Origin of the sequence: Streptomyces sp. NPDC090021 (genome assembly GCF_044748225.1) — a bacterium.
Classification (GTDB): domain Bacteria; phylum Actinomycetota; class Actinomycetes; order Streptomycetales; family Streptomycetaceae; genus Streptomyces.
The window spans coordinates 101,392-125,643 of the sequence record NZ_JBIVFO010000017.1; the positions used below are offsets into that span (position 1 = coordinate 101,392).

25 protein-coding genes, 2 tRNA genes and 1 pseudogene are annotated in these 24,252 nt (G+C 70.7%); 13 read left to right on the plus strand and 15 right to left on the minus strand.

The window, feature by feature from the left end; genetic code table 11:
- Positions 1–27: 27 nt before the first annotated feature.
- The 3 genes from ACIPXC_RS16065 to ACIPXC_RS16075 all read left to right on the plus strand — a co-directional run bounded on the left by ACIPXC_RS16065 (position 28) and on the right by ACIPXC_RS16075 (position 2,206).
- Entirely contained in the window at positions 28–489 is a 462-nt protein-coding gene (locus ACIPXC_RS16065) for a molybdenum cofactor biosynthesis protein MoaE (protein ID WP_401617811.1), read from the plus strand.
- Between the two features lie 245 nt (positions 490–734).
- A complete protein-coding gene (locus ACIPXC_RS16070) occupies positions 735–950 on the plus strand; it encodes a hypothetical protein (protein ID WP_037833721.1) in 216 nt (71 codons plus the stop codon).
- Between the two features lie 164 nt (positions 951–1,114).
- Positions 1,115–2,206 carry a PDZ domain-containing protein gene (locus ACIPXC_RS16075; RefSeq protein ID WP_401617815.1) on the plus strand — a complete coding sequence of 364 codons (1,092 nt, stop codon included), beginning with the start codon at positions 1,115–1,117 and terminating at the stop codon, positions 2,204–2,206.
- Positions 2,207–2,239: 33 nt separating this feature from the next.
- Here ACIPXC_RS16075 and ACIPXC_RS16080 read toward each other — a convergent pair whose 3' ends face one another.
- Positions 2,240–2,836: a PPA1309 family protein gene (locus ACIPXC_RS16080; protein WP_401617817.1), complete on the minus strand. Its 597-nt coding sequence runs from the start codon at positions 2,834–2,836 to the stop codon at positions 2,240–2,242.
- A 131-nt stretch (positions 2,837–2,967) separates the two neighbouring features.
- Here ACIPXC_RS16080 and ACIPXC_RS16085 point away from each other — a divergent pair, with 131 nt between their 5' ends.
- The 4 genes from ACIPXC_RS16085 to ACIPXC_RS16100 all read left to right on the plus strand — a co-directional run bounded on the left by ACIPXC_RS16085 (position 2,968) and on the right by ACIPXC_RS16100 (position 8,159).
- On the plus strand, positions 2,968–5,847 hold the full coding sequence (locus ACIPXC_RS16085; protein WP_401617949.1) for a UPF0182 family protein: 2,880 nt from the start codon (positions 2,968–2,970) through the stop codon (positions 5,845–5,847).
- A 52-nt stretch (positions 5,848–5,899) separates the two neighbouring features.
- Positions 5,900–5,973 (plus strand) — tRNA-Met (locus ACIPXC_RS16090).
- 192 nt (positions 5,974–6,165) lie between these two features.
- Entirely contained in the window at positions 6,166–8,022 is a 1,857-nt protein-coding gene (locus tag ACIPXC_RS16095) for a tetratricopeptide repeat protein (RefSeq protein ID WP_401617820.1), read from the plus strand.
- A gap of 63 nt (positions 8,023–8,085) precedes the next feature.
- Positions 8,086–8,159 (plus strand) — tRNA-Met (locus tag ACIPXC_RS16100).
- Between the two features lie 130 nt (positions 8,160–8,289).
- On the opposite strand, the gene ACIPXC_RS16105 is transcribed toward ACIPXC_RS16100, so the two are convergent.
- Positions 8,290–8,706 carry a Fur family transcriptional regulator gene (locus tag ACIPXC_RS16105; protein WP_030658790.1) on the minus strand — a complete coding sequence of 139 codons (417 nt, stop codon included), beginning with the start codon at positions 8,704–8,706 and terminating at the stop codon, positions 8,290–8,292.
- 130 nt (positions 8,707–8,836) lie between these two features.
- Here ACIPXC_RS16105 and ACIPXC_RS16110 point away from each other — a divergent pair, with 130 nt between their 5' ends.
- Positions 8,837–10,306, plus strand: coding sequence for a catalase (locus tag ACIPXC_RS16110; RefSeq protein WP_401617824.1), 1,470 nt, complete (start codon positions 8,837–8,839; stop codon positions 10,304–10,306).
- 70 nt (positions 10,307–10,376) lie between these two features.
- Here ACIPXC_RS16110 and ACIPXC_RS16115 read toward each other — a convergent pair whose 3' ends face one another.
- Together ACIPXC_RS16115 and hisN are read right to left on the minus strand one after the other, a co-directional pair.
- Complete coding sequence (locus ACIPXC_RS16115; RefSeq protein WP_401617952.1) at positions 10,377–10,769, minus strand: cyclic nucleotide-binding/CBS domain-containing protein; 393 nt, start codon at positions 10,767–10,769, stop codon at positions 10,377–10,379.
- Between the two features lie 171 nt (positions 10,770–10,940).
- Positions 10,941–11,744, minus strand: coding sequence for a histidinol-phosphatase (gene hisN, locus ACIPXC_RS16120; protein WP_401617827.1), 804 nt, complete (start codon positions 11,742–11,744; stop codon positions 10,941–10,943).
- Between the two features lie 141 nt (positions 11,745–11,885).
- Between hisN and ACIPXC_RS16125 the strand changes: the two genes are divergently transcribed.
- On the plus strand, positions 11,886–12,440 hold the full coding sequence (locus tag ACIPXC_RS16125; protein ID WP_401617830.1) for a TetR/AcrR family transcriptional regulator: 555 nt from the start codon (positions 11,886–11,888) through the stop codon (positions 12,438–12,440).
- On the opposite strand, the gene ACIPXC_RS16130 is transcribed toward ACIPXC_RS16125, so the two are convergent.
- The 11 genes from ACIPXC_RS16130 to ACIPXC_RS16180 form a co-directional block, all read right to left on the minus strand.
- Entirely contained in the window at positions 12,394–12,717 is a 324-nt protein-coding gene (locus ACIPXC_RS16130) for a multidrug efflux SMR transporter (protein WP_030771509.1), read from the minus strand. The two genes, ACIPXC_RS16125 and ACIPXC_RS16130, sit on opposite strands and share 47 nt — an antisense overlap.
- Positions 12,718–12,818: 101 nt before the next feature.
- Positions 12,819–13,829 carry a ribosome small subunit-dependent GTPase A gene (rsgA, locus tag ACIPXC_RS16135; protein WP_401617833.1) on the minus strand — a complete coding sequence of 337 codons (1,011 nt, stop codon included), beginning with the start codon at positions 13,827–13,829 and terminating at the stop codon, positions 12,819–12,821.
- 8 nt (positions 13,830–13,837) lie between these two features.
- Entirely contained in the window at positions 13,838–15,196 is a 1,359-nt protein-coding gene (aroA, locus tag ACIPXC_RS16140; RefSeq protein ID WP_401617836.1) for a 3-phosphoshikimate 1-carboxyvinyltransferase, read from the minus strand.
- A gap of 64 nt (positions 15,197–15,260) precedes the next feature.
- The gene (locus tag ACIPXC_RS16145; RefSeq protein ID WP_401617839.1) at positions 15,261–15,974 is read right to left on the minus strand and encodes a M50 family metallopeptidase; all 714 of its coding nucleotides are present in this window, start codon (positions 15,972–15,974) and stop codon (positions 15,261–15,263) included.
- Positions 15,975–16,314: 340 nt separating this feature from the next.
- Positions 16,315–16,608, minus strand: coding sequence for a DUF6087 family protein (locus ACIPXC_RS16150; protein ID WP_401617842.1), 294 nt, complete (start codon positions 16,606–16,608; stop codon positions 16,315–16,317).
- Positions 16,609–16,635: 27 nt separating this feature from the next.
- Positions 16,636–17,808, minus strand: a complete 1,173-nt coding sequence (gene tgmC, locus ACIPXC_RS16155; RefSeq protein WP_401617845.1) for an ATP-grasp peptide maturase system methyltransferase — start codon at positions 17,806–17,808, stop codon at positions 16,636–16,638.
- The gene (gene tgmB / locus ACIPXC_RS16160; protein ID WP_401617848.1) at positions 17,805–18,764 is read right to left on the minus strand and encodes an ATP-grasp ribosomal peptide maturase; all 960 of its coding nucleotides are present in this window, start codon (positions 18,762–18,764) and stop codon (positions 17,805–17,807) included. Before tgmB ends, tgmC begins: the two co-directional genes overlap by 4 nt.
- Before the next feature lie 5 nt (positions 18,765–18,769).
- Positions 18,770–19,027, minus strand: coding sequence for a putative ATP-grasp-modified RiPP (gene tgmA, locus ACIPXC_RS16165; RefSeq protein WP_401617851.1), 258 nt, complete (start codon positions 19,025–19,027; stop codon positions 18,770–18,772).
- Between the two features lie 143 nt (positions 19,028–19,170).
- The gene (locus ACIPXC_RS16170; protein WP_401617854.1) at positions 19,171–19,533 is read right to left on the minus strand and encodes a hypothetical protein; all 363 of its coding nucleotides are present in this window, start codon (positions 19,531–19,533) and stop codon (positions 19,171–19,173) included.
- Entirely contained in the window at positions 19,530–19,694 is a 165-nt protein-coding gene (locus ACIPXC_RS16175; protein ID WP_401617856.1) for a hypothetical protein, read from the minus strand. Before ACIPXC_RS16175 ends, ACIPXC_RS16170 begins: the two co-directional genes overlap by 4 nt.
- A 210-nt stretch (positions 19,695–19,904) precedes the next feature.
- Complete coding sequence (locus ACIPXC_RS16180; protein ID WP_401617858.1) at positions 19,905–21,125, minus strand: helix-turn-helix domain-containing protein; 1,221 nt, start codon at positions 21,123–21,125, stop codon at positions 19,905–19,907.
- 390 nt (positions 21,126–21,515) lie between these two features.
- Here ACIPXC_RS16180 and ACIPXC_RS16185 point away from each other — a divergent pair, with 390 nt between their 5' ends.
- From ACIPXC_RS16185 to ACIPXC_RS16200, 4 genes and pseudogenes are all read left to right on the plus strand, one after another.
- The gene (locus ACIPXC_RS16185; RefSeq protein ID WP_401617860.1) at positions 21,516–21,641 is read left to right on the plus strand and encodes a hypothetical protein; all 126 of its coding nucleotides are present in this window, start codon (positions 21,516–21,518) and stop codon (positions 21,639–21,641) included.
- A 639-nt stretch (positions 21,642–22,280) separates the two neighbouring features.
- Positions 22,281–22,475, plus strand: a pseudogene (locus ACIPXC_RS16190) (hypothetical protein); the annotation flags it as partial.
- Between the two features lie 35 nt (positions 22,476–22,510).
- Positions 22,511–23,329 carry an SOS response-associated peptidase gene (locus ACIPXC_RS16195; protein ID WP_401617863.1) on the plus strand — a complete coding sequence of 273 codons (819 nt, stop codon included), beginning with the start codon at positions 22,511–22,513 and terminating at the stop codon, positions 23,327–23,329.
- A 61-nt stretch (positions 23,330–23,390) separates the two neighbouring features.
- On the plus strand, positions 23,391–24,041 hold the full coding sequence (locus ACIPXC_RS16200) for an alpha/beta family hydrolase (RefSeq protein WP_401617866.1): 651 nt from the start codon (positions 23,391–23,393) through the stop codon (positions 24,039–24,041).
- Positions 24,042–24,252 lie beyond the last annotated feature (211 nt).

Below are 24,252 nucleotides of genomic sequence, written 5' to 3' on the forward strand. Positions count from 1 at the left end.
GTCGGCGGGTGGGGCACGATGGACGGTATGGCACCGCACTTCGACCACCCCGGCGAGCAGGCCGCCCAGGACCCCGTCCGGCTGCTCGAGATCCGTGACACCCCGCTCTCGATCGACGAGGTCTTCCGTGCCGTCGGCGACGACGCCACGGGCGGCACGACGCTCTTCGTCGGCACGGTGCGCAACCACGACGCCGGGGCGGACGTCGAGTCGCTCGGCTACTCCTGCCACCCGACGGCGGAGGCCGAGATGCGCCGGGTCGCCGAGCGCGTCGTGGCGAAGTACCCGGTCCGCGCGCTGGCTGCGGTGCACCGCGTGGGCGATCTCGCCGTCGGTGACCTCGCGGTGGTCGTCGCGGTCTCCTGCCCGCACCGCGGGGAGGCCTTCGAGGCCTGCCGGATGCTGATCGACGACCTCAAGCACGAGGTCCCGATCTGGAAGCACCAGACCTTCGCCGACGGCTCGGAGGAGTGGGTCGGCGCCTGCTGAGGCGCGGCGCGGGCGCCCGCGGCCCGGGAGGCGCCGCCCCGGCGCCGAACAGTGCGAGGAGGGTCGTCGGGGAGGGGATCTTCGCCGGTGGCCCGAAGGGCCGACCCGGTCGCGGGGCGCCGGCGGTCGGCCGGTAGCCTCGCACCCGTTCGGCCGCGCAACACGCCCTCGATTTGCGTAACCCCCCCACGGGCAGGAGCGTTGAAGCCACCAACGAAACGCACTTCGGGGTAGGGAGGCACGCCATGGCATCTCTGGCGTGGTTGCTGATTCCTCTGTTCGCCGCGATCGGCGCGGCGATATGGGGCAGCTGGGCGGCACGCGACCGCACGCAGGGCGACATATCCGAGCTCGCGGGATACGCACGGTTCCGCGAAGCCATGGGCAACGGCCAGGGGCATGGCAGTGCCGATCAGGTCAGGGCGAAAGCCGAGGCCGCTTCCGCCTCCGACACCGTCTGACGCCGCCTGACCCGGCGCGGGGCATCCCTCCCCGCTCCATCCCCATCCCCACTTGAGCTCCGCACCGCGCACCCCGTGAGAATCCGCTGAGAGTTTCGCGCACGGACCCCGTACGGACCGGCCCCGAGGGCCGCTCGCCGGGGCCGTCCCGTACTGTCGGATCCATGCCACGCCGCACCGCGACGATGCTCGCCTCCACCCTGGTGCTGTTCGCGCTGCTCTGCGCGGGGGTGTTCATCAAGGTCCCGTACTCCGAGATGAGCCCCGGACCGACCGTGAACACGCTCGGGGACTCGCACGGCGAGCCCGTTCTCAACATCTCGGGGCGCAAGACGTACCCGACCAGCGGTCACCTGAACATGACGACGGTCCGCGTCACGGGCGCCGACTACGACATGAACCTGGTGGAGGCCGTCTACGGCTGGCTCGCCGGCGACAACATCGTCGTGCCGCACGAGAACCTCTACCCGAACGGCAAGACCGACGCGGAGTCCACCCAGGAGAACGCCGAGGAGTTCAGCCAGTCGCAGCAGAGCGCCAAGGTCGCGGCCCTCAAGCAGCTCGGCATCCCCGTCACCGCCCGGGTGATCGTCGCCTCCGTGGTCAAGGACAGCCCCTCCGAGGGCCGGCTGCACGCCGGTGACGTGGTCAAGGCCGTCGACGGCGCCCCCGTCACCGCTCCCGAGGACGTGGCCGGGCTCGTCACCAAGCACAAGCCGGGCGAAACGGTTGAATTCACCATCATTCCCGCCGCCGAGGCCGCCGCGGCGGCCAAGGCGGGCCGCGAGCCCGCCGGCACCTCCAAGGTCACGATCACGGCGGGCAAGGCGGAGGGCGACGGCCGTGCGATCGTCGGCATCCGGGCCGGCAGCGACCACACCTTCCCGTTCACGATCGACATCAAGCTCGCCGACGTCGGCGGTCCGAGCGCCGGGCTGATGTTCGCCCTCGGCATCGTCGACAAGCTGACCCCCGAGGACCTGACCGGCGGGAAGTTCATCGCCGGCACCGGCACCATCGACGACGGCGGCAAGGTCGGACCCATCGGCGGCATCCAGATGAAGACCATCGGGGCCCGCAAGGCCGGCGCGGAGTACTTCCTCACCCCCGCCGACAACTGCGCCTCCGCCGCCTCCAACGTGCCGGACGGGCTGACGCTGGTGAAGGTCTCCACCATCGACGACGCCACGAAGTCGCTGGAGAAGATCCGCAAGGGGGACACGGCCGGGCTGCCGCAGTGCAGCGCCAAGCCCTGACCGGTCCGCCTCCCCGGGCCGCCCGGGCGTCGCCTACGCGAAGGTCGCGGCCAGGGCCTCGGCGAGACCCGGGACCAGGCCCCCGCCGGTGAGGACCTCCGTCGAGGAGTCCTTCTCGCGCAGCCGTACGGCGGACTCGCGCGAGCCGTCGCGCAGCACCGCCACGGTGATGCGGACCTCCTGCCGCTCCGGGTGCCCGGCGACCCACTTCGACAGCTGCTTGTCGGTCAGCCCCTCCGGTACGGAGGCCTCCGCGGACGGCGGCAGCATCAGGCGCTCGACGGTCAGCGCGCACCCGACGACGGCGTCCGGCCAGGCGATGGTGCCCAGGAACCTGTCGAGCGGGGTGCCGGACGGGACCGTGTCCTGCTCGATCGGGGTGAGGGAGCTCTGGCCGGCGTCGTCCGTGTCGAGGCCGAGCTGGGAGGCCAGGCGCGGCTCCTGCTTCTTGAGCCGGGCGGTGTCGACCAGCGCGAACAGCCGCGCGGGCTTGTCCCAGCCGAGGCCGGCCGCGTACTCGTCGATCTCGAGACAGGCGCGGGTCAGCGGGCTCGCCGCCATGGGTCCCGCCGACGGAGTCGGCTTCTCGGGCGGTGTGGGGGAAGGCGAAACGTTGGACATGGACAACATCCTGCCTCCTTTCCGCCCCATACCGGGAACTGACCGGGGCCTGAGTAAGTTGCATGAATGGGCTCTACGATCGGGGGTCCGTTCAATACCAGTACTCAGCGACTTTCGAGGTGCGCACCTTGGCTTTCCAGATGCCGGACCGCGGCGGAGGCCCTTCCGGGCCACGGATGAGAGTCGGACGCCCCTCCCGGCGTGCTCGCACTCTCCTTATGACCTTGGGCGTGCTCGCCGTCCTGGGAATGCTCTTCATCATGTTCGCCGGCTTCTGGACGGACTGGCTCTGGTTCCGCTCCCTGAAGTACACCACCGTCTTCACCACCACCCTGTGGACCAAGATCGGCCTCTTCGCCGTCTTCGGCCTGCTGATGACGGGTGCGGTCGGGCTGAACATCTGGCTGGCGCACCGGCTGCGGCCGCCGCTCAGCGCGATGTCGATGGAGCAGCAGAGCCTCGATCGCTACCGGATGAGCATCGCCCCGTACAAGAAGTGGCTGCTCCTGGGCATCTCGGTGCTCGTCGGGCTGATCGCCGGAGCCTCGGCGGCCGGTCAGTGGAAGACCTGGCTCATGTACGTGAACGGGGTGCCCTTCGGCACGAAGGACCCCCAGTTCCAGATGGACGTGTCCTTCTACACCTTCGACCTGCCCTGGTACCGCTTCCTGCTGGGCTTCGGCTTCGCCGCCGTCGTCCTGTCGGTGATCGCCGCGACCGTCGTGCACTACCTGTACGGCGGACTGCGCGTGACCAGCCCGGGCGCCCGGGCCACCGCGGCCGCGACCGGGCACCTCTCGGTGCTGCTCGGCCTCTTCGTCACGCTTAAGGCGGTCGCGTACTGGCTCGACCGGTACGGCCTCGCCGTGAAGTCCAGCGACTTCAAGGCCGCCGACAACTGGACGGGCCTGCGGTACGTCGACGCGAACGCCTACCTGCCGGCGAAGACGATCCTCGTGGCCATCGCCGCGATCTGCGCCGTGCTGTTCTTCGCGACGCTGTGGCGCCGCACCTGGCAGCTGCCGGTGATCGGCTTCGGCCTGATGGTGCTCTCGGCGATCCTGATCGGCGGGCTCTACCCGGCGATCGTGCAGAAGTTCCAGGTCCAGCCGAACGAGCAGGCCAAGGAATCCCCGTACGTCCAGAAGAACATCAAGGCGACGCGTGACGCCTACGGGATCGCCGGCTCCGAGGTCACCGACTACCCGGGGACCCCGCAAACGGAGGACCGGACCAAGGTGCGGGCGCTGGCCGACTCGACGGCCAGTATCCGCCTCCTCGACCCGAACATCGTCTCGCCCGCCTTCCAGCAGCTCCAGCAGGTCAAGGGCTACTACGCCTTCCCGTCCACGCTGGCCGTCGACCGGTACAGCGGCCAGGACACGGTCATCGGGCTGCGCGAGCTGAACATCGGCGGCATCCCGAAGAACAACTGGATCAACGACCACTTCAAGTACACGCACGGCTACGGCGTGGTCGCGGCCAAGGGCACCACGGTCGGGAATCAGGGCGCGCCCGACTTCACCCAGTCCGACCTCCCCTCCAAGGGGATGTTCGGCACGGACTTCGAGCAGCGCATCTACTACGGCGAGCAGACGAAGCAGTACTCGATCGTCGGCGGTCCGCAGAAGGAGCTCGACTACTCCGACGACAAGGGCGAGAAGGAGACGAGCTACCAGGGCGACTCCGGTGTCAACCTGGACAACCCGGTCAACCGGGCCGCCTACGCGCTGGCGTTCAGCGAGCCGCAGATCCTGTACTCGGGTGCCATCGGCGAGGGCTCCCGGATCCTCTACAACCGCACCCCCAAGGATCGCGTCGAGGCCGTCGCGCCGTGGCTGACCATCGACGGCGCACCCTACCCGGCGGTGATCGACGGCCGGATCAAGTGGATCGTCGACGCGTACACGACCACCAACGGATACCCGTACGCCTCGCGCACCACGCTGGGCCAGAGCACCGCGGACTCGCTGACCAACAGCCAGCGCGCGGTGGTCGCCCAGGAGAACCAGGTCAACTACATCCGCAACTCGGTGAAGGCCACCGTCGACGCCTACGACGGCTCGGTCGACCTGTACCAGTGGGACACCCAGGACCCGGTCCTGAAGACCTGGATGAAGGCGTTCCCGGGCACGGTGAAGCCCAAGAGCGAGATCGACAAGCCGCTCATGGACCACCTCCGCTACCCGCAGGACCTCTTCAAGGTGCAGCGCGAGCTGCTGACCCGGTACCACGTCACCGACCCGCAGACCTTCCTCAGCGGCAGTGAGGCCTGGGCCGTCCCGGACGACCCGACGACCAAGGCCGGCACGGCGGTTCCGCCGTACTACCTGTCGATGAAGATGCCGGGCCAGCAGGAGAAGGACCAGGTCTTCTCGCTCACGTCGACCTTCACGCCGAACGAGCGGCCCAACCTGAGCGCCTTCATGTCGGTCAACGCCGATCCCGGCACCCCGGACTACGGCAAGATCCGCATCCTGAAGATGCCGACCAGCAAGCCGCCGGACGGCCCCGGTCAGGTGCAGAGCAAGTTCCAGTCCGAGCCGAAGATCGCCGAGTCGATCAGGCTGCTGCGCGGCGGTGACTCGGAGATCGAGTACGGCAACCTGCTCGCGGTGCCGCTCGACGGCGGCATGCTCTACGTGGAGCCGGTGTATGTCCGCAGCTCCGGGCTGAAGTACCCGCTGCTGCGCAAGGTGCTCGTGACCTACGGCGGCCAGACCGCCTTCGAGGACACCCTGGAGAAGGCGCTGAACGTGGTCTTCGGGGCCGAGGCCCCGACCACGCCGGTGCCGCCGGAGCAGCCGCCGGGCGAGGGCACCGTCACGCCCCCGACCAATCAGGACCCGACGGTCAAGGCGGCCCTCTCCGACGCCCAGAAGGCGATCGAGGAGGCCGAGAAGGCCAGGCAGGCCGGTGACTGGGCGGCCTTCGGCAAGGCCCAGGACGACATCAAGGCCGCGCTGAAGAGGGCGATCGAGGCCGAGGCGAAGGCCACGCCCCCTCCGTCGGGCGGCTGATGATCAAAGGGTGAGGGCTCCGTCCCGCGTCGTGATACTGTTGTTTCACCGACGCGGGGTGGAGCAGCTCGGTAGCTCGCTGGGCTCATAACCCAGAGGTCGCAGGTTCAAATCCTGTCCCCGCTACTGAAGACGAAGGCCCGGATCCATGGGATCCGGGCCTTCGTCATGTCCGGACGGGACACGCGGTAGCTGGGGCGGGTGAGTTGGGGCAGGAGCGTGTTTGACTTACCCCACTGTGGGCATGTCGACAAAACGCTGTAGTGACCTCACTGACTGCGACATACCAGGTGTACGCGGGTAGCAGGTGATGCGACGATGGGATTTATGGGGGACAGGTCAACTCTGCTGGAGACAGGGCGGTTTGTGAGGGCGCAGGCCGAAGCGGGCGAAGAAGCCAACGAGTCGGCACCGGTCGCCGGCACGCAGTCCGCGCTGACCGATGCAGATTTCGCGCAGGAGATGTTCGCCGAGACCGACGCGGCGAGCGACGCCGAGCTGGAAGCCCGGCACCGGGTGGCCGCCGACAAGGGCGACCCCGGTGCCATGAGCGTGCTCGGCGCGCTGCTGCTGCGCCGCGGGGACCTGGACGGCGCCGAGCCGTACCTGCGCGGGGCCACCGGCGAGGGCGACCGCGCCGCCGCCAACAACCTGGGCGTGCTGCTGCTCCAGCGCGGCTACCCCGACGAGGCCGCCGGCTGGTGGCGGGTCGCCGCCGTGGCCGGATCCGCACCCGCCGCGCATGCCCTGGGCCGCCACTTCCGCGAGCGCGGCGACGAGCCGGCCGCCGAGTACTGGCTGCGCCAGGCGGCGGAATCCGGCCATGCGCTGGGCGCGTACGGGCTGGCCGACCTGCTGGAGCACCGCGGGGACAAGGGCGTGGAGCAGTGGTTCCGGGCCGCCGCCGAACAGGGCCACCGCGAGGCCGCCTACCGGCTGGCCAGGCACCTGCGCAAGGGCGACCCCGCCGAGGCCGAGCAGTGGTACCGGCAGGCCGCCGCCCGCGGGCACCGGCGCGCGGCGCTGCACCTGGGCGCCCTGCTGGAGGCGCGCGGTGAGCTCAAGGAGGCCGGACGCTGGTACCTGACCTCCGCCAAGCAGGGCGAGGCGCGGGCCGCGTGCGCGCTCGGCTTCCTGCTGCGCGACGCCGGCGACGAGGAGAGCGCGGCGGCGTGGTGGCACCGGGCGGCGAAGGACGGCGACGGCAACGCCGCGAACGCCCTGGGTGCGCTGCACGCCGCGCGCGGCGAGACCCAGACCGCGGAGCGCTGGTACCGGACCGCCATGGACGCCGGAGATCAAAACGGGGCGTACAACCTTGCTTTGCTGTGCGCGGCACAGGACCGGACCGCGCAGGCCGAGCAGTGGTACCGGCGGGCGGCCTACGCCGGACACCGCGAGGCGGCCAACGCGCTGGCCATCATGCTGCTCCAGGTCGGCGACGCGGCGGGCGCCGAGCCGTGGTTCTCCAAGGCCGCGGAGGCGGGCAGCGTCGACGCCGCCTTCAACCTCGGCATCCTCTTCGCCAGCCGTGACGAGGACCGTACGGCACTGAAGTGGTACGAGCGGGCCGCCTCGGCCGGCCACACCGACGCCGCCCTCCAGGTCGGCATCGCGCTGGTACGGGACGGCGAGGAGCGGGCCGCCGAGCGGCACCTGCGCTGCGCGGCCGGCGGCGGCAGCGCGGAGGCGGCGTTCCGCCTGGCCGCGCTGCTGGAGTCGCTGGCCCCGCCGCCGGAGCCGCCGGCGCTGGGTGAGCCGGTCGGCAGCGCCCCGCGCACCGAGAGCGAGGAGTGGTACGAGCGGGCCGCCGAGCTGGGGCACCGCCGGGCCCAGGTGCGCGTCGGCATGCTGGCGGCAGCGCGCGGCGACATGGAGTCCGCCGCCCGCTGGTACCGCGAGGCGGCCGAGGCCGGGTCCCGCAACGGCGCGTTCAACCTGGGGCTGCTGCTGGCCCGCGAGGGGAGCGAGCCGGAGGCCGCCCTGTGGTGGACCCGCGCGGCGGTGGCCGGCCACGGGCGCGCCGCCCTGCGCCTCGGCCTGCTGGCGGCCCGCCACGGGGACCTCGCGGAGGGCCAGAAGTGGTGCGCCCGCGCCATGGAACTGGGCCCGGCGGAGGTCTCCGAGCGTGCGGCCCGGCTGCGCGAGGCGCTGGCGGAGGAACTCTCGGCGTGAGACGGCCCCGGGTTAACCGATTTGCATCTGCCGGGGGCGTTCACGTAACGTGGGGTTCACCGACGCGGGGTGGAGCAGCTCGGTAGCTCGCTGGGCTCATAACCCAGAGGTCGCAGGTTCAAATCCTGTCCCCGCTACTGAAGCCTCAGGGCCCGGATCCCATGGATCCGGGCCCTGAGGCGTTTCCGGGGTCGTTTCCGTCGGCGAAGCGCCCCAGGGAGAGAAAAGGCCCGGACCCTCAGGGTCCGGGCCCTCGTGTGTCCGGGGTCAGGCGCCCGCGCAGTTCGGGCAGACGCCGCGGTAGGTGACCTCGACCGCCGACACGACGAAGCCGAAGCGCTCGGAGTCGGGCAGGTCCGCCAGGGGGTTGCCGGCTGGGTGGACGTCGCGGATGGCGCCGCACCGGGCGCACACCAGGTGCTGGTGGGGCCGGTGGGCGTTCGGGTCGTACCGCTTGGCGCGCCGGTCCGTGGCGACTTCCAGGACCTCGCCGAGGGAGACCAGTTCGCCCAGCGTGTTGTAGACGGTCGCGCGCGAGATCTCGGGCAGCTTGGCCACGGCGCGCGCGTGCACCTCGTCGGCCGTCAGGTGCACGTGGTCACCGTCGAGCACCTCGGCCACGACGCGCCGCTGTGCCGTCATGCGCCAGCCGCGTCCGCGAAGTCGTTCCAGCAGGTCACTCATGGACATCAGCCTAACAGCGAGGGGATTCGGTGTAACTCCCGAACCGATGCGGATTTGGATGCTTACTTGACTTAGACAAAGTCCATCGTAGGATCGAGTACGGCGAACGCCAAGGACAGGACATGCAGCAATGACGCAGGAGGCGCACGTGACGCAGGGACCGCTCACCACGGAGGCCGGGGCGCCGGTGGCCGACAACCAGAACAGCGAGACGGCCGGCGTCGGCGGTCCCGTTCTGGTCCAGGACCAGCTCCTGCTGGAGAAGCTCGCCCACTTCAACCGCGAGCGCATCCCGGAGCGCGTGGTGCACGCCCGCGGCGCGGGCGCGTACGGCACCTTCACGCTGACCCGCAACGTCTCGCAGTGGACGCGTGCCGCGTTCCTCTCCGAGGTCGGCAAGCAGACCGAGACCTTCCTGCGGTTCTCCACCGTCGCGGGCAACCTGGGCAGCGCGGACGCGGTGCGCGACCCCCGCGGCTGGGCGCTGAAGTTCTACACCGAGGAGGGCAACTACGACCTCGTCGGCAACAACACCCCGGTGTTCTTCATCAAGGACGCCATCAAGTTCCCCGACTTCATCCACACCCAGAAGCGCGACCCGTACACGGGCTCGCAGGAGGCGGACAACGTCTGGGACTTCTGGGGCCTGTCGCCCGAGTCCACCCATCAGGTGACCTGGCTGTTCGGTGACCGCGGCATCCCGGCGTCCTACCGCCACATGAACGGCTACGGCTCGCACACGTTCCAGTGGAACAACGAGGCCGGCGAGGTCTTCTGGGTCAAGTACCACTTCAAGACCGACCAGGGCATCAAGAACCTCACCCAGGCCGAGGCCAACGCCCTGGCCGGTGAGGACCCCGACAGCCACCAGCGCGACCTGCGCGAGGCCATCGAGCGCGGGGACTTCCCGACCTGGACCGTGCAGGTCCAGATCATGCCGGCGGCCGACGCGGCGACCTACCGCTTCAACCCGTTCGACCTCACCAAGGTGTGGCCGCACGCGGACTACCCGCCGATCGAGATCGGCAGGCTGGAGCTCAACCGCAACCCGGAGAACGTCTTCGCCGAGGTCGAGCAGTCCATCTTCTCCCCGGCGCACTTCGTCCCCGGCATCGGCCCGTCCCCCGACAAGATGCTCCAGGGCCGTCTCTTCGGCTACGGCGACGCCCACCGCTACCGCGTCGGCATCAACGCCGACCACCTGCCGGTCAACCGTCCGCACGCCACCGAGGCGCGCACCAACTCCCGCGACGGGTACCTCTACGACGGCCGTCACAAGGGTGCGAAGAACTACGAGCCGAACAGCTTCGGCGGCCCGCACGAGACCGGCCGCCCGCTGTGGCAGCCGGTCGCGGTCACCGGTGGCACGGGCAACCACGCCGCCCCCGTGCACAGCGAGGACGACGACTTCGTCCAGGCCGGCAACCTCTACCGGCTGTACTCCGAGGACGAGAAGACCCGTCTGATCGAGAACCTCTCCGGCTTCATCGCCAAGGTCTCCCGCGACGACATCGTCGAGCGCGCGATCGACAACTTCCGCCGGGCGGACGGCGACTTCGGCAAGCGGCTCGACGCCGCGGTCCAGGCCCTCCGCGGCTGACGGACACCGCCTGCCGTGGCGGAACGCCGGGCCGCGGCCCTCTTTCGGAGGGCTGCGGCCCGGCGCCGTTTCACGCGGACACCGTGCGCCGCGCCGGAACCCAGCAGCGGATGACGTCGCGCACGGAGACGATGCCCACCGGTCCGCCGTCCTCCAGGACGATCATGTGCCGGAAACCGCCGTGGGCCATCGCCTCCGCAGCCTCCTGCAGGGTGGCGTCCGGGGTGCAGAAGACGACGTTGTTGGTGGTGTGCGCGCCCACCGACTCCTGGTCGGGGTCGTGGCCCGCGCCGATCGAGTTGAGGATGTCGCGCTCGGTCAGGATGCCGATTCCACTGTGGTCGGGGTCGAGGACGACGGCCGCGCCGATGCGCCGGCCGGACATCAGGCAGGCCGCCTGCCGGAGGGTGTGTGCGGGTCCGAGGGTGAGGATCACGGTGCTCATGGCGTCACGGACGAGCATGAAGAGAGCCACCTCCTGGGGGTGAGCCCCCGCGCCGGGGTGGGTGCGACCGGTGGAACGTCTCAAGAGAAACGTTTCACAAGCGCACAAGCGGGGGGATTCTCAGATTCCCACGGACCGCGAGGGCCAGCAAGGAGGCGTACGAAAGGAGCGCGCCGGCGCCCGGGCGCGTCAGGCGCGCGGGCGGAGCAGGCCGAGCATCTCCTCGTGGAGCAGCCCGTTCGAGGCCGCGGCGTTCCCGCCGTGCACGCCGTCGACGCCGTCGAGGCTGGTGAAACGGCCGCCCGCCTCCTGGACCACCACCGCGATGGCGGCCATGTCCCACAGGTTCAGCTCCGGCTCGGCGCACAGGTCCAGGGAGCCCTCCGCGACCATCATGTACGGCCAGAAGTCGCCGTAGCCGCGGGTGCGCCAGCACGCCCGCGTCAGGTCCAGGAAGCCGGGCAGCCGCCCCTGCTCCTCCCAGCCGCTCAGCGAGGAGTAGGCGAACGAGGCGTCGCCCAGCTCCCCCACCCGGGACACGCCGATCGGGGTGGGCTCGCCGAGCGCGCCGCCCGAGTACGCGCCGGAGCCCTGCGCCGCCCACCAGCGGCGGCCCAGCGCGGGTGCGGACACCACGCCGACCACGGGGCGGAACACCCCGTCCTCGCCCTCCGCCATCAGGGAGATCAGGGTCGCCCAGACGGGGACCCCCCGCACGTAGTTCTTCGTACCGTCGATCGGGTCCACGACCCAGCGGCGCGGGCCGCCGCCCTTGAGCCCGTACTCCTCGCCCAGGACGGCGTCGTCGGGCCGGGCCGCGGTGATGCCCGCCCGGACGACCTCCTCCGCGGCCTTGTCCGCCTCGCTCACCGGGGTCATGTCCGGCTTCGTCTCGACCACCAGGTCGAGGGCGCGGAACCGCTCCATCGTGGCGACGTCCGCCGCGTCGGCGAGTTCGAGGGCGAGGCGCAGGTCATCGTCATACTCGGGCATGCCCGAACAGTAGCGAGACTCCGGGACCCCGGCCAACGGCGTCCACAGTGCGGCCGTGCGGGCCCCTTGACAGCGGGCGCGCCCTTGACAGGGTCTGGCACCCCGTCAACTCTGGCCGGAGAGCCGAGCGGGGAGGTGCGGATGCCGGCAGCGCGGGAGTCCTTGCTGGACGCGGCGGGGGCGGCGCTCGCGGCGCGCCCCTGGCCGGACGTGAGGATGGTCGACGTGGCCGCCGCGGCCGGGGTGTCGCGGCAGACCCTCTACAACGAGTTCGGCGGCAAGGCGGGGCTCGGACGCGCCCTGGTGCGGCGCGAGGCCGACCGGTACCTGGACGGGGTGGACCGGGCGCTGAACACCGCGCTGCGGGCCCCCGAGCGGCTCGCCGCGGTCGCCGAGTGGACCGTACGGGCGGCCCGCGCGCAGCCCCTCGTCCGGGCCCTGCTCACCGGCAGCTGGGGGCCCGGTCTGCCCGCCGCGAGCCGGAGCGAACCGGGGCCCGGTGACCTCGCCCGGGCCGTGCGCGACCGGGCCGCCGCCGCCCTCACGCCGGGTGAGGGCCCGCAGCGGTGCGAGCTGGCGGTACGACTCGCCCTCTCCTACGTGATCGCTCCGGGGGAGGAGCCGGGGGCGGGCGAGCTGATCGGGCTGCTCAGTGCGCCGAACCGGACAGCTGGAGGCCGACGACCCCCAGGATGACCAGCGTGATCGAGACGAGTTTGAGGGTGGAGACCACGTCCCCGAGGAAGACCATGCCGTAGATCGCCGTGCCGGCCGCGCCGATGCCCGTCCAGACCGCGTACGCCGGACCCACGTCCAGCTTCTTGAGGGCCAGGGTCAGCAGGCCGAAGCTGCCGAGCGCGAAGCACGCGAAGGCGATGGTCGGCCAGAGCCGGGTGAATCCGTGGGAGAGCTTGAGGCAGACCGCGAAACCGGTCTCCAGGAGTCCGGCGACGACGACCAGCAGCCACGCCATGGCGAATGCCTCCCCGCGTCATGTGACATCGCGTCACTTGGTGCGATTATGCACTTTTCCCGACAGGTCCCCCGGCAAACACGGCACGGCCGCCGGGTCGGTCAGTCGCCCTCGCGCCGCTCCCGCGTCTCCAGCAGCCGCCGCAGCGAATACAGCCGCGCCGGATCCGCGTGGCCGTCCTCCACCCACTGGTCGAGCGCGCAGTCCTGCTCGTCGTGACTGCACGCGCGCGGGCACTCCTCCGTACCGGGAACCAGGTCCGGGAAGGCCAGGATCACCCGGGACGGGTCCACGTGGTGCAGACCGAAGGAGCGCACGCCGGGGGTGTCGATGACCCAGCCGTCACCCGAGGGCAGCGGCAGCGCCAGCGCGGAGGTGGTCGTGTGCCGGCCGCGGCCGGTGACCGCGTTCACGTGCCCGGTGGCGCGCTGGCGGCCCTCGGCGACCAGCGAGTTGACCAGCGTGGTCTTCCCGACGCCGGAGTGGCCGACGAAGGCGGTGATCCGACCGGTCAGACGCTCGCGGACCCGCTCGGCCGCGTCACCGGCGGCCAGCTCCTCACGGTTGGTGACCACGTAGGCCAGGCCCAGCGTCGCGTAGATCTCCAGGATCTTGTCCGCGGAGGTCAGGTCGGACTTGGTGAGCACCAGCAGCGGCTCCAGCCCGGCGTCGTACGCCGCCACCAGGCAGCGGTCGATCATCCGGGGCCGCGGCTCCGGATCGGCCAGGGCCGTGACGATCGCCAGCTGGTCGGCGTTGGCGACGACCACCCGCTCGTACGGGTCGTCGTCGTCCGCGGTGCGCCGCAGGACGGACTTGCGCTCCTCGATCCGCACGATCCGCGCGAGCGTGTCCTTCCTGCCGGACAGGTCACCGACGATCCAGACCCGGTCGCCGACGACCGCGGCCTTGCGGCCCAGCTCCCGGGACTTCATCGCGGTGACCGTGCGGCCGTCGACCAGGCAGGTCAGCCGGCCGCGGTCGACGGTCAGGACGAAGCCCTCGGAGGCGTCCTCGTGCTTGGGCCGGATGTTCGTCCGGGGCCGGTTGCCCTTGGGGTTCGGGCGCTGGCGGATGTCGTCCTCGTCGGTGTGCTTGCCGTACCTGCGCATGACGTGCCCTACGCTCCCGCACCCGCTTCGGGTCCCGCGTCCCCGGCCAGCATGTCCGTCCACATCCTGGGGAAGTCCGGCAGGGTCTTCGCCGTCGTGGCGACGTTCTCGATCCGCACACCCTCCACGGCGAGGCCGATCACCGCGCCGGCGGTGGCCATCCGGTGGTCCTCGTACGTGTGGAACACCCCGCCGTGCATCGGGCGCGGCCGGATGCGCAGGCCGTCCTCGGTCTCGGTGACGTCACCGCCGAGCGCGTTGATCTCCTTGGTCAGCGCGGCCAGCCGGTCCGTCTCGTGCAGCCGCAGGTGGGCGACGCCCCGCAGCACCGACTCGGAGTCGGCCAGGGCCGCCACCGCCGCGATGCCCGGGGTGAGCTCGCCGACCTCGCTCAGGTCCACGTCGATGCCGTGGATCTTCCCGCTGCCGGTGAAGACCAGGCCCGCGTCGGTCAGTTCGCAGGACCCGCCCATCTCCGTGAAGATCCGGCGCAGCGCGTCACCGGGCTGCGTGGTGCGGCGCGGCCAGTCGGGAACGGTGACCGTGCCGCCCGTGATCAGGGCCGCGGCCAGGAAGGGCTGCGCGTTGGACAGGTCCGGCTCCACGACCATGTCGCGGCCGAGCAGGGCGCTCGGGGCGACCCGCCACACGTCCTTCTCGCCGCCGGCCTCGGGGGTGTCCACCTGGGCGCCCGCGGCGCGCAGCATCTCCACGGTCATCCGGATGTGCGGCATCGACGGCAGGTTGCCGCCCACGTGCCGGACCTCGACGCCCTGGTTGAAGCGCGGGGCGGAGAGCAGCAGCGCCGAGACGAACTGGGAGGAGTTGCTGGCGTCGATCTCGACCGTGCCGCCCTCCAGCGCCCCGCCGCCCTGGACGGTCATGGGCAGTGCGCCGCGGCCGTCGTCGTCGATCCGGGCGCCGAGCGTGCGCAGGGCGGTGATGACCTGGCCGAGCGGACGCTCGTAGGAGCGCGGGTCGCCGTCGAAGCGGATGTCGCCGTCGGCGAGGGTGGCGACGGGCGGCAGGAAGCGCATGACCGTGCCCGCGTTGCCGACGTCCACCGTCGTCGGTCCGTGCAGGGCCGCCGGGATGATCCGCCAGGCCTCGCCGCTCGCGTCGGCGCCGGCGGAGCTGGAGGAGACGGTCTCCTCGATGCCCACGCCCATCGCGCGCAGCGCGTCCGACATCAGCTGGGAGTCGCGCGAGCGCAGCGGGCGGCGCACCCAGCCCGGCTCGGAGGCGAGGGCGGCGAGCACGAGGGCGCGGTTGGTGACCGATTTGGACCCCGGCACCGTGACGGTGGCGTGGACGGTCCCATCGGCGAGCGGAGCGGGCCAGAGGGCAGGGGCGGGGGTCTCGGTCATGGCCCCCACTTTAGTGGCTTCCTCCGGACCCGGATCTTGATCGCCTTCCGGTCTCAGAGGGTGGTCACAGGCCGAGCAGCCAGCGCCCGCCGCCCGCCAGCGAGCACAGGGCGACGACGTGGAAGAAGAGCAGCCACACCACGGGGTGCAGGTGGGTGAGGCGCCCCAGCTGGTCGGCGTCGGAATCGGGTGCCCCGCCGCCCCGCCGCTTGGCGCCCAGCTCGAAGACCGGCCGGACCCCGCCGAGCAGCAGGAACCACACGACGAGATAGGCGAAGCCCGCCTGCACCTCGGCCGGGGCCAGCCACGACACCAGCAGGAAGGTTCCGCCGGTCAGTACCACCGTCAGTGCCCCGTACGCGTTCCGGATCATCACCAGCATCGCCAGCAGCAGGGCGGTGGCCGCCCACAGGAGCAGCGTGATCCGGTGCCCGGACAGCAGGGCCGCCCCGCCCAGACCGAGCAGCGAGGGCGCGGTGTACCCGCCGGCCGCGGTCAGGATCATGCCCAGCCCCGTCGGCCTGCCCCGGCTGACGGTCACGCCGCTGGTGTCGGAGTGCAGGCGTATCCCGCTCAGCCGTCGGCCGGTGAGCAGCGCCAGCAGGCCGTGCCCGCCCTCGTGCGCGATGGTGATGGCGTTGCGCGAGAGCCGCCACAGCGGGCGGGGGCCCACGGCGGCCAGCGCGACCAGCCCGGTCGCGATCACCAGCCACCGGTCCGGTGCGGCCTGCATGCCCGTGAGCCGGTCCCACAGGCCGGCGGTCGTGCTGCTGTCCATGAGGTGGCGGACTCCTTGCGCTGAGGTGTGGTGGACATGGCAGTGTGGCAGCCATGTGCGGACGGTATTGAAGACGCCCGCCTAGCGCGAGCCGTTCCGAGGGGTAAACGTGCAGGTCAGGAGGGGGTGAATCGATTTTGGCTCGCCCCCTTCGCATCGCCGGTGCTGGCTGCGTGCTGACCTGTAGGCACCTCTCGGCATCCCCGGAAACCCGAACCGTGCTGGATTCGTGCTGGGACCTGTGGCGATACCCGGCTGACGGACAGTGCCCCTATGGCACGCAGGAGCCCCGGCACGCCCCCTCGCAGGAGGTGATCGGGCCGGGGCTCCTCTGGGGCGCCTACGGCTTGCGGTGCCGACCCTTGCCTGGGGCAAGCGGCTGTCGCACCGGACCGGGAGCCGGAGACGGGAGAACACTGGCTTCCGGGTACAGGATGCGCTTGGCCTCAGCGAGGTCGGCCGCGAACGCGTAGGGCTCCCAGACGTGCCCGTTCCAGCGTTCGACGGCGCGGGGATCTTCCGGGTTCAGGTGTGCCCCCCGTGGCCCGTCACCCGGGACGATCGGGACGGCCCGCAGGCGGCCGACCCTGGCATCCCGGCGCTCGGCCCACTCCGACAGAGGTTCTTCGTCCATGCACCGAGCCTAGCGCCGCTGCCGAGATCAGTAAGCAGCGTCGAGGCGGTGCTCCCAACGCAGCTCCGGGTACTCCCCGATCCAGTACGTGTGAGCCCTGTCCGTGACCCGGAGCTGTACGGCTGCGATGTCCGGACTTCCTGCGGCCTGCCACGCGGCTAGAGCCCGCTCGATGTTGTCCCACAGGGCCACGGGGCCACCCTGACGGACGATCCAACCGTCGCTGTCCGCCCTGAATTCGGCGAAGGACTCGCGCTCAGGATCGAAGAGGTACAGGAGTCGCGCGCCGTCGGTCGTGGCCGCGCGGACGAAGTGTGCGCCGGGGGCAGAGAGCTGTGCAAGAAATGCGGGCACCCACTCCTCCAGCAAGAGCGGTGCCACCTTGACCGCTCGCTCGCTGTCGGCGTAGGCGGTGCGGGCCGATAGATCGCCGGCCACGGGGGTCACTGCCTGGGCGCGAGCCTGCATGAACGAGGACCGTCCGATAATCGCCCCCTCGGCAGTGCCGTCGTCGCCGACCGTCACCTTGGCGAGACCGGTTCCCCAAGGCCATGAGCCCACAGTGCTGAGGACGATGCCGCCTGGCTTGGTCTGCCGGACCCAGGTGTAGGGGATGCGGCGAACCGCACAGGTGGCGATGACCCGGTCGTACGGCGCCCGGCGCGGTTGGCCGAGGAGCCCGTCGCCAGTCACGGTCCACGTCGAGTAGCCGACGGATTCCAGGGCGGCGTCGGCGCGCGCCGCAACCTGCGGGTCGACCTCGATCGTGGTGACGTTGTCTTCACCGAGGTAGTGGCACATCAGCGCAGTGGAGTATCCGGTGCCGGTGCCGACCTCCATGACCTGGTCGTCCGCGTTGAGGTCCAGGGCCTCAATCATGCCGACGACTGTGGTCGGGTCGGTCGACGAGGATGTTGGCACGCCCGTCACAGGCTCGCTGGCCTGGTCGGCGGTGAGGTGGCCATCGAGCTGGGTCGTGAGGGTGCCGACGCTGTATACGATCTTCAGCCACTCGTCGGAGTCGGTGCCGAGCGCGGTGACGGGCCGCCAGGCCCGCCCCTCGTCGAGGAAGACGCCGGGATGGAGGAACTGCTCGCGCGGCACGGCCTCCACAGCTCTGCGCAGCCACGGGGATGTCAGGATGCCTTTGCTGGCGAGCATGGCGGCCATGCGCCGTCGCTCGGACGCAGAGTCGGTCACTGGCTGTCTCCTTGCATGAGTAGGTCGGCGAAGGCCGCGGACATGGGGAGGCCGGTCTCCGTCTCCAGCCAGCCCCATTGGCCGTTGGGGTTCAGCTCAAGCCACCAGTAGTCCCCCGCCCGGTCCACCGCGAGGTCGAAGCTCCCTGATACCAGCCCCAAGCGGTCCAGGTAGACGCGCAGCGCCTTCTCCACCTGTGTGGGGAGGTGCTCGACGGTGTAGGTCAGAACGCTGTAGTCCTTGCGCCAGTCCAACAGCCCTGACTCGATGCGCAAGGCGAACGTGTGCCGACCCACGATCAGGACGCGGAGGTCCGCGACCTTGTCCACCAGGGCCTGGAACAGATGGGGGGCGACGCGAATGCTGTCGTCGATCTCGTCAGCGGTGACGGGATCGGCCCATCCAGTCACCGGCACGCCGTCGCGCGTGTACGGGGTCCACCGAAGCGTCTTGAAGATTGCCTCTCCCCGGGCGCGGACGAATTCGCGTGCCTCGTCGGGATCGTTGGTGACGACGGTAGGCGGGACGGTGAAGCCGAGCTGTTGGGCAAGCGCGAGCTGAGCGGGCTTGTAGTCGGCCGCGGCGATGCGTAATGGGTGGTTCACCCAGAGGGGCCCGTCGAGAGCGTAGAGGGTGCCTCCGAGTCCGTAGCGGACTTGCGCAGCCGCGAACCGAGAGTCGTCCGGCGACAGGTGAGAGAACGTTGGCCACTCCGGGCGGCGCCAGTACACCGAACGGACAAGGGCGAGATCAGCAGTTCTCGACGGGGTGCGCACCTGCCCGGCCACAGGGGCCGGGCAGGTGCCGAACCGAGCCGAGACCGTGAGGTCCTCGCCGATGTCCGCCGGGTTGAACCTGACAACCGGCACATCGCGCCGGTTGAGTTCGGTGATCACCATGTCGGCAGTGATGTCGTCCGACTCGGTGGCCACCAGGACCGGCCTCTTCTCGGTCATGGCCATCAGTCCTGGTTGCTGTCCTGGTCGTGGCCCTGGTCGTTCTTCGAGTCCGAGTTCGTCGTAGTGGACGTCTCGGTCCCGGAGCTCGTGCCGTGCTTGCCCATCTCGACCACGCGGCCGGCACGGTCGCGGAACACGCCGAGCTGGGTGTCAGGGTCGATGGTGATCGTGGCGTGCGGGCGGCGGATGGTGGTCGGATACGGCGCCAGTCGGCTGACTCCCCACGGGCGGCCGGTGGTGGGCTGCAAAGCGATCGTCATGAAGGCTCCTCTGAGTGGATGGGCTGTTGGATGGCGCGGCCGACCTCGGGGGAAGCCGACCGCGCCGGCCGCCCGGCTCGACCTGTCCAGGGTTGCTCCGGGCGGAGCATGTGGGCGGAGCTACGGGATAGACGGAAGGTTGGTCAGGCCGGGGCGATGATCTTGGCCAGGAACTCGGCGGCGGCATCGGCGTCGCAGCCGGTGATGGTCAGGCGGCCGGTGGTCGGCTCGGAGACGTAGGCCAGGTTCTCGTCTGGGGTGATGGCGTGAACGGTGCCGTGGGCGTCCTCCGAGAGGAGCATGGCAGCCTTGGCGTAGACGGTGGTCCGGTGGGCGCGGTCGGCCATCCCGGCGTTCAGTTCCGCGTAGCGCTCGGGGTCCACCTCGGCGATGACGACCGGCCCAGTGCACAGCTCGCCCTCGGTGCCGCTGGGAATGGCGCGGACGAGTTTGCCGATCCAGGGGTGCTGTTCGTGGAAGAAGGGGTCCACTCCCATGCCGGTCACGTTTCGTCCTTCGGGTTCATGTCGGCGCGGCGCATGAACTTCTCCCAGCCGCCGGCCGCCCTTATCCGCAGGGCACGGCTCGGCGCTCCGGGCTGCGGGGCGGGGGTGGTGTGTTTGCGTCCGCTGGCGCCGGGGGCGCGGCGGGGGAGGGTGCTGTCCATGCTTCGCTCCTGCCGTCGGAGGGAATGCAGCGGGCCGCGGTGCGCTGTAGGGAGGGGGCCGCGGCCCGCTGCGAGGGGGACGCGTCCCGGAGTCGTCGGTGCTCCGGGGTGCGTGCGTCCAGTGAACGCGGAACGGCGCCCCACAACTGACACAGGTTGTGACAGTTCCAGGACGCCGTGTGACAGTTGTGGCGGGCGGGGCCAGTGGGGCTAAAGGTCTGCCCTGCACCAGGACGCGTATCCGATCAACGTGTCCGGGGTACGGCGTGCTGAGTGCACGAGGCCGCTGACGGTCTCCCGCACGCTCGGGTGGTATTTGGCCTGTTGGGGGGCGATGGACCGCGCCTTGAGGAGAGACGATAGGGCGGCGTCTGTCTTCCCGGTCGACAGCTGCGCGCGGGCGGTGTCGATCCAGAAGTGCCCGAGTCGGTCCGGGAAGTATCCGGCGGGCGGTCGTACCTCCTTCGCGAGCTGCAACGCCCGGCTGTGGTTGCCCAGCTCCATCTCCACGGCGGACGCGTGGATGGCCACGTTGGTCGGCCCGAAGCTCTGGACGTGGGGGCCGTCGCCGCCGGTTCCGCTGACCTCGCGCCCCAGCCGACCGGCCAGCCGACGCGCTTCGGACAGCTCGCCCCGGGCCGTGTCGCCATCGCCACGGCGGCAGGCGAGCATGGCGGCCCGCAGCCGCAGGTTTCCCGCCGAACACAGGGCGGGTACCTCTTCTGCCCGGACTCCGTCTTCCACGATTGTCAGGGCCCGGCTGATGATCGCCTGCCCTACCTCCAAGCGGCCGGTCGAGAACGTCGCGTACGCCCGCATGTAGTGGTGGAGGGCCATCAGGTACGGGTCGTTCCCACGGCCGACTGAGTAATCCATCCGGGAGAGCAGAAGCGCCACCAGGTCGGACAGGCCCAGGTTGTAGGCGACGTCGTAAGCGGACCGGTAGACGTGAACGAGCATGCGGTGGGCCTGCTCCTGCGCGTGTCCGGTCGCGGTCTGCGAGACCTGCACGAGTTCGTCGATGAGCGGCGGTGCCATGGCCGTGATCTTGGCGTAGTTGGATGCGCGCCGGGCGTCGAGGACCAGGTGGACGTCGGCGCCGATCTCGGAGAGGCTGCGCACGGCGATCTCTTCCAGGGGCAGGTCCCAGTTGTCCAGCGAGGCCCGCAGATCGGACAAGGGTCCGTCGAGTCGGTCATGGACGTGCTCGGCGGCGTAGGGCTGGCCGGTGAAGGTGGTAACGGGGACGCCCATGGCACGGGCGACAGCAGAGATCAGAGAGCCGGAGGCTGCCCGGCGCCCCTGCTCGACCTTAACGAGGAGGCTGTACGAGATGTTGGCTTTGGCGGCGAGCTGCGTCTGAGTGATCCGACACAGCCTTCTGTACGCGGCGATGCGCGCACCCGTGCTGGCGGCGGTGTTCTGGGGCATCCTGTCGCTGCTCCGTCCTGCGTAGTGGGCCTACTGGGACGGTACCCGCCGCCGGGTGGCGGGAGAACGGGAAAGGACCCCGGCCGAAAGCCGGTTGGGGTCCTCGTGTTCGCGCATCGTCACACCGCGCTGGACATCGAAGGGGACAGAGTCGTCGCTGGACACCTGCACGAGGCGCACATCCAACGGCCTGATGGTAGGGACCTGCGGAGTCGCGACGGCCCTGCCACAGATGGGACGGGACCGTGACTCCATCGCCGGAACCTGCACGAAGGTTCTCGGCCCGTCCGTGTCGATCAGCTCGTGGTGCAGGTGGCCGGCGAGGAGCAGATCTGCAATCCGAGTCCGGCTACGGCCCAGCTCGTAGCCGACCTCACAAGCCTGGTAACGATGCCCGCCATCAAGACTGAGCTGCGCGGCATCGTCGCGGACATCAGGGCCGGGTCCCCGGCAGGCGCCCTGACGGAAGTCCTCGCCCGCCTGGAGCGGCTCACCGTTCCGGCGGGGCGCCCTTGAGGATCACGCCCCGCCGGGAAGAGATTGACGCCGTGAAGGCTGTTTTGGAGGACCCCGGTTAATGACAGCGGCCGGGCTCACCGCGAACTCCGTCGATGCCTACATGACCCCTCTCCGGTCCGTGTGCAAGGCGGCCGTGAACAACGGCGACATCGGCCGGAACCCGTTCACCGGTGCCAAGCTCCCGAAACTGCCGAGCAAGGCAGTGGATGACAAGCGGCTCCCCAACGGACAGCAGATCCAGGACATCGCGGACGAGTTTCGTCGGGAGTTGGCACTGTCCGTGTGGCTCATGGCTGGGCTCGGACTGCGTACCGGGGAGGTGCTGGGACTCAGGGTCGGCGACTTCGGTGAGGACCGCGTGCGGGTCCGCCGGCAGATCACCCGGGGGAAGGGCGGCCGGGGCCTCCTGGTGAGGCCTCTCAAGCACCGTCGTGAGGGCGACTGGCGGGATGTGCCGCTCCCGGCGAACCTCCGTGAGGCCGTGGCCGAGCACGTCGCCACGCACGGCACGGGGCCGGATGGCGCACTGTTCCAGACCGGTAACGGGAACCACGTGGCCACGTCGGACTTCGCCACGCACTTTCGGAAGGTGGTCAAGCTCCTGGCTACTCGTGGTCGCCCCACGATCTCAGGCACTGGTTCGCCTCGACAGCGCTCAGCAGTGGTCTGCCACTCTTGGACGTGTACCGGTGGCTGGGACACAGGAACATCAGCGAGACCGCTGACACGTACGGACACCTGACGCCGGACAGCACCGGTCGGGCGATCCGGGTGATGGATGGAGCGATTGCTCAGCACCGTGCTGGTTTGGTGCTGGATGTGGCCGCATGATCTAGCGTTCATGCAGCTCAGAGGGGTGGAGCGGAATGTGCGGACGGTATGCAGCGAGTCGTGGACCGCAGGACCTCGTGGAGGCCTTCGGCATCGAGCGGTGGGAGCCGGAGGAGGCCCTGGCCCCCGACTTCAACGTGGCGCCGACGAAGGAGGTCCACGTCGTCCTCGACCGTCCTGTGAAGGACGCTTCGCACCCGCGTCCGGTTCGCCAGCTGCGCGTCCTGAAATGGGGACTCGTACCGTCCTGGGCCAAGAACCCCGACGGCGCCGCCCGCATGATCAACGCCCGGTCGGAGACCCTGCACGAGAAGCCGTCCTTCCGCCGCGCGTTCGCGCAGCGCCGCTGCATCATCCCCGCCGACGGGTACTACGAGTGGGTCACCGCCCACGACGAGCGGCAGCTGGAGGTGGAGGGGAAGAAGAAGCGGGCCCGCAAGCAGCCCTACTTCGTGCTCCCCTCCGACGGCTCGCTCTTCGCCATGGCCGGCGTATACGAGTTCTGGCGCGACCGGACCCTGCCCGACGAGCACCCCCTCGCCTGGTGGGTGACCTGCTCGGTGATCACCACGGAGGCGGAGACCGGCCCGCTTGGGGTCGCCCCCGCCGAAGGACCGCGCTCGCTGTCCGAGATCCACCCCCGGATGCCGCTGATGCTCACCCCCGACCGCTGGGACGCCTGGCTGGACCCCGCGAACACCGACACCGAGGGCGCCCTGCGGGAACTGCTCGCGCCGCCGCCGGGCGGACTGATGCGCGCCTACCCGGTGTCCACCGCCGTGAGCAACGTGCGCAACAACGGCCCGGAGCTGCTGACGGAGCTCGCCGCGCCGGAGGAGGGCACTCTTTTCTGAGGCGCGCCCCGACCGGCTATCCCAGGCGTGTCCCGACCGGCCGGGACGGCACGATGGGGGCATGACCACGCGTACCGAGAGTGTCGACACCCCGGCGGGCGAGGCCCGCATCACCTGGCACACCGCCCCGAAGGCCCGGCTCGTGCTCGCCGTGAGCCACGGAGCGGGCGGCGGTATCGAGGCCCGCGACCTGCAGGCGCTGGCCGCCGCCCTGCCCGCCCGCGGGATCACGGTGGCGCTCGTCGAACAGCCCTGGCGGGTCGCCGGCAAGAAGGTCGCCGCCGCGCCCAAGGTGCTGGACGAGGGCTGGCGCGGGCTGTGGCCGGCGCTCACGGGGCCCGGGCTGCCGGTGGTCGCGGGCGGGCGCAGCGCCGGCGCCCGCGTGGCCTGCCGCACCGCCGGGGAACTGGGCGCCGCCGGGGTCCTGGCCCTGGCCTTCCCGCTGCACCCGCCGGGCCGGCCCGAGAAGTCCCGCGCCGGGGAACTCACCGGGGCCGGCCGGCCCGCCCTCGTGGTCCAGGGCGGCCGGGACCCCTTCGGCCGCCCCGAGGAGTTCCCGGAACCGGCCGGGGAGCACCCGTACGAACTGGTCGAGGTGGCGTACGGCGATCACGGCTTCGCGGTGCCGAAGAAGGCCGCCACCACCCAGGAGGAGGCCCTGCGGACGATCACCGGGGCCGTCGGGGAGTGGCTCGCACGGCTCCCCGGGTGACATGGGCCACACCGTCCGCCGCCGGCCCGGCGAAGGCCGAAAAGCCCGTGGCGTCGCGGGGAATGCGCTGCCCCGCCTCCGGTGTTGTCCCACATGTCGGTACACACGGAACGTCGGAGGAGAGGGAGCGCATGACCCAGGTCATCAGCCAGAACCGTCCGCAGGCCGCTGACCTGGACTGGACGGTGCTGCCCGCCCCCAAGCGCAGCTC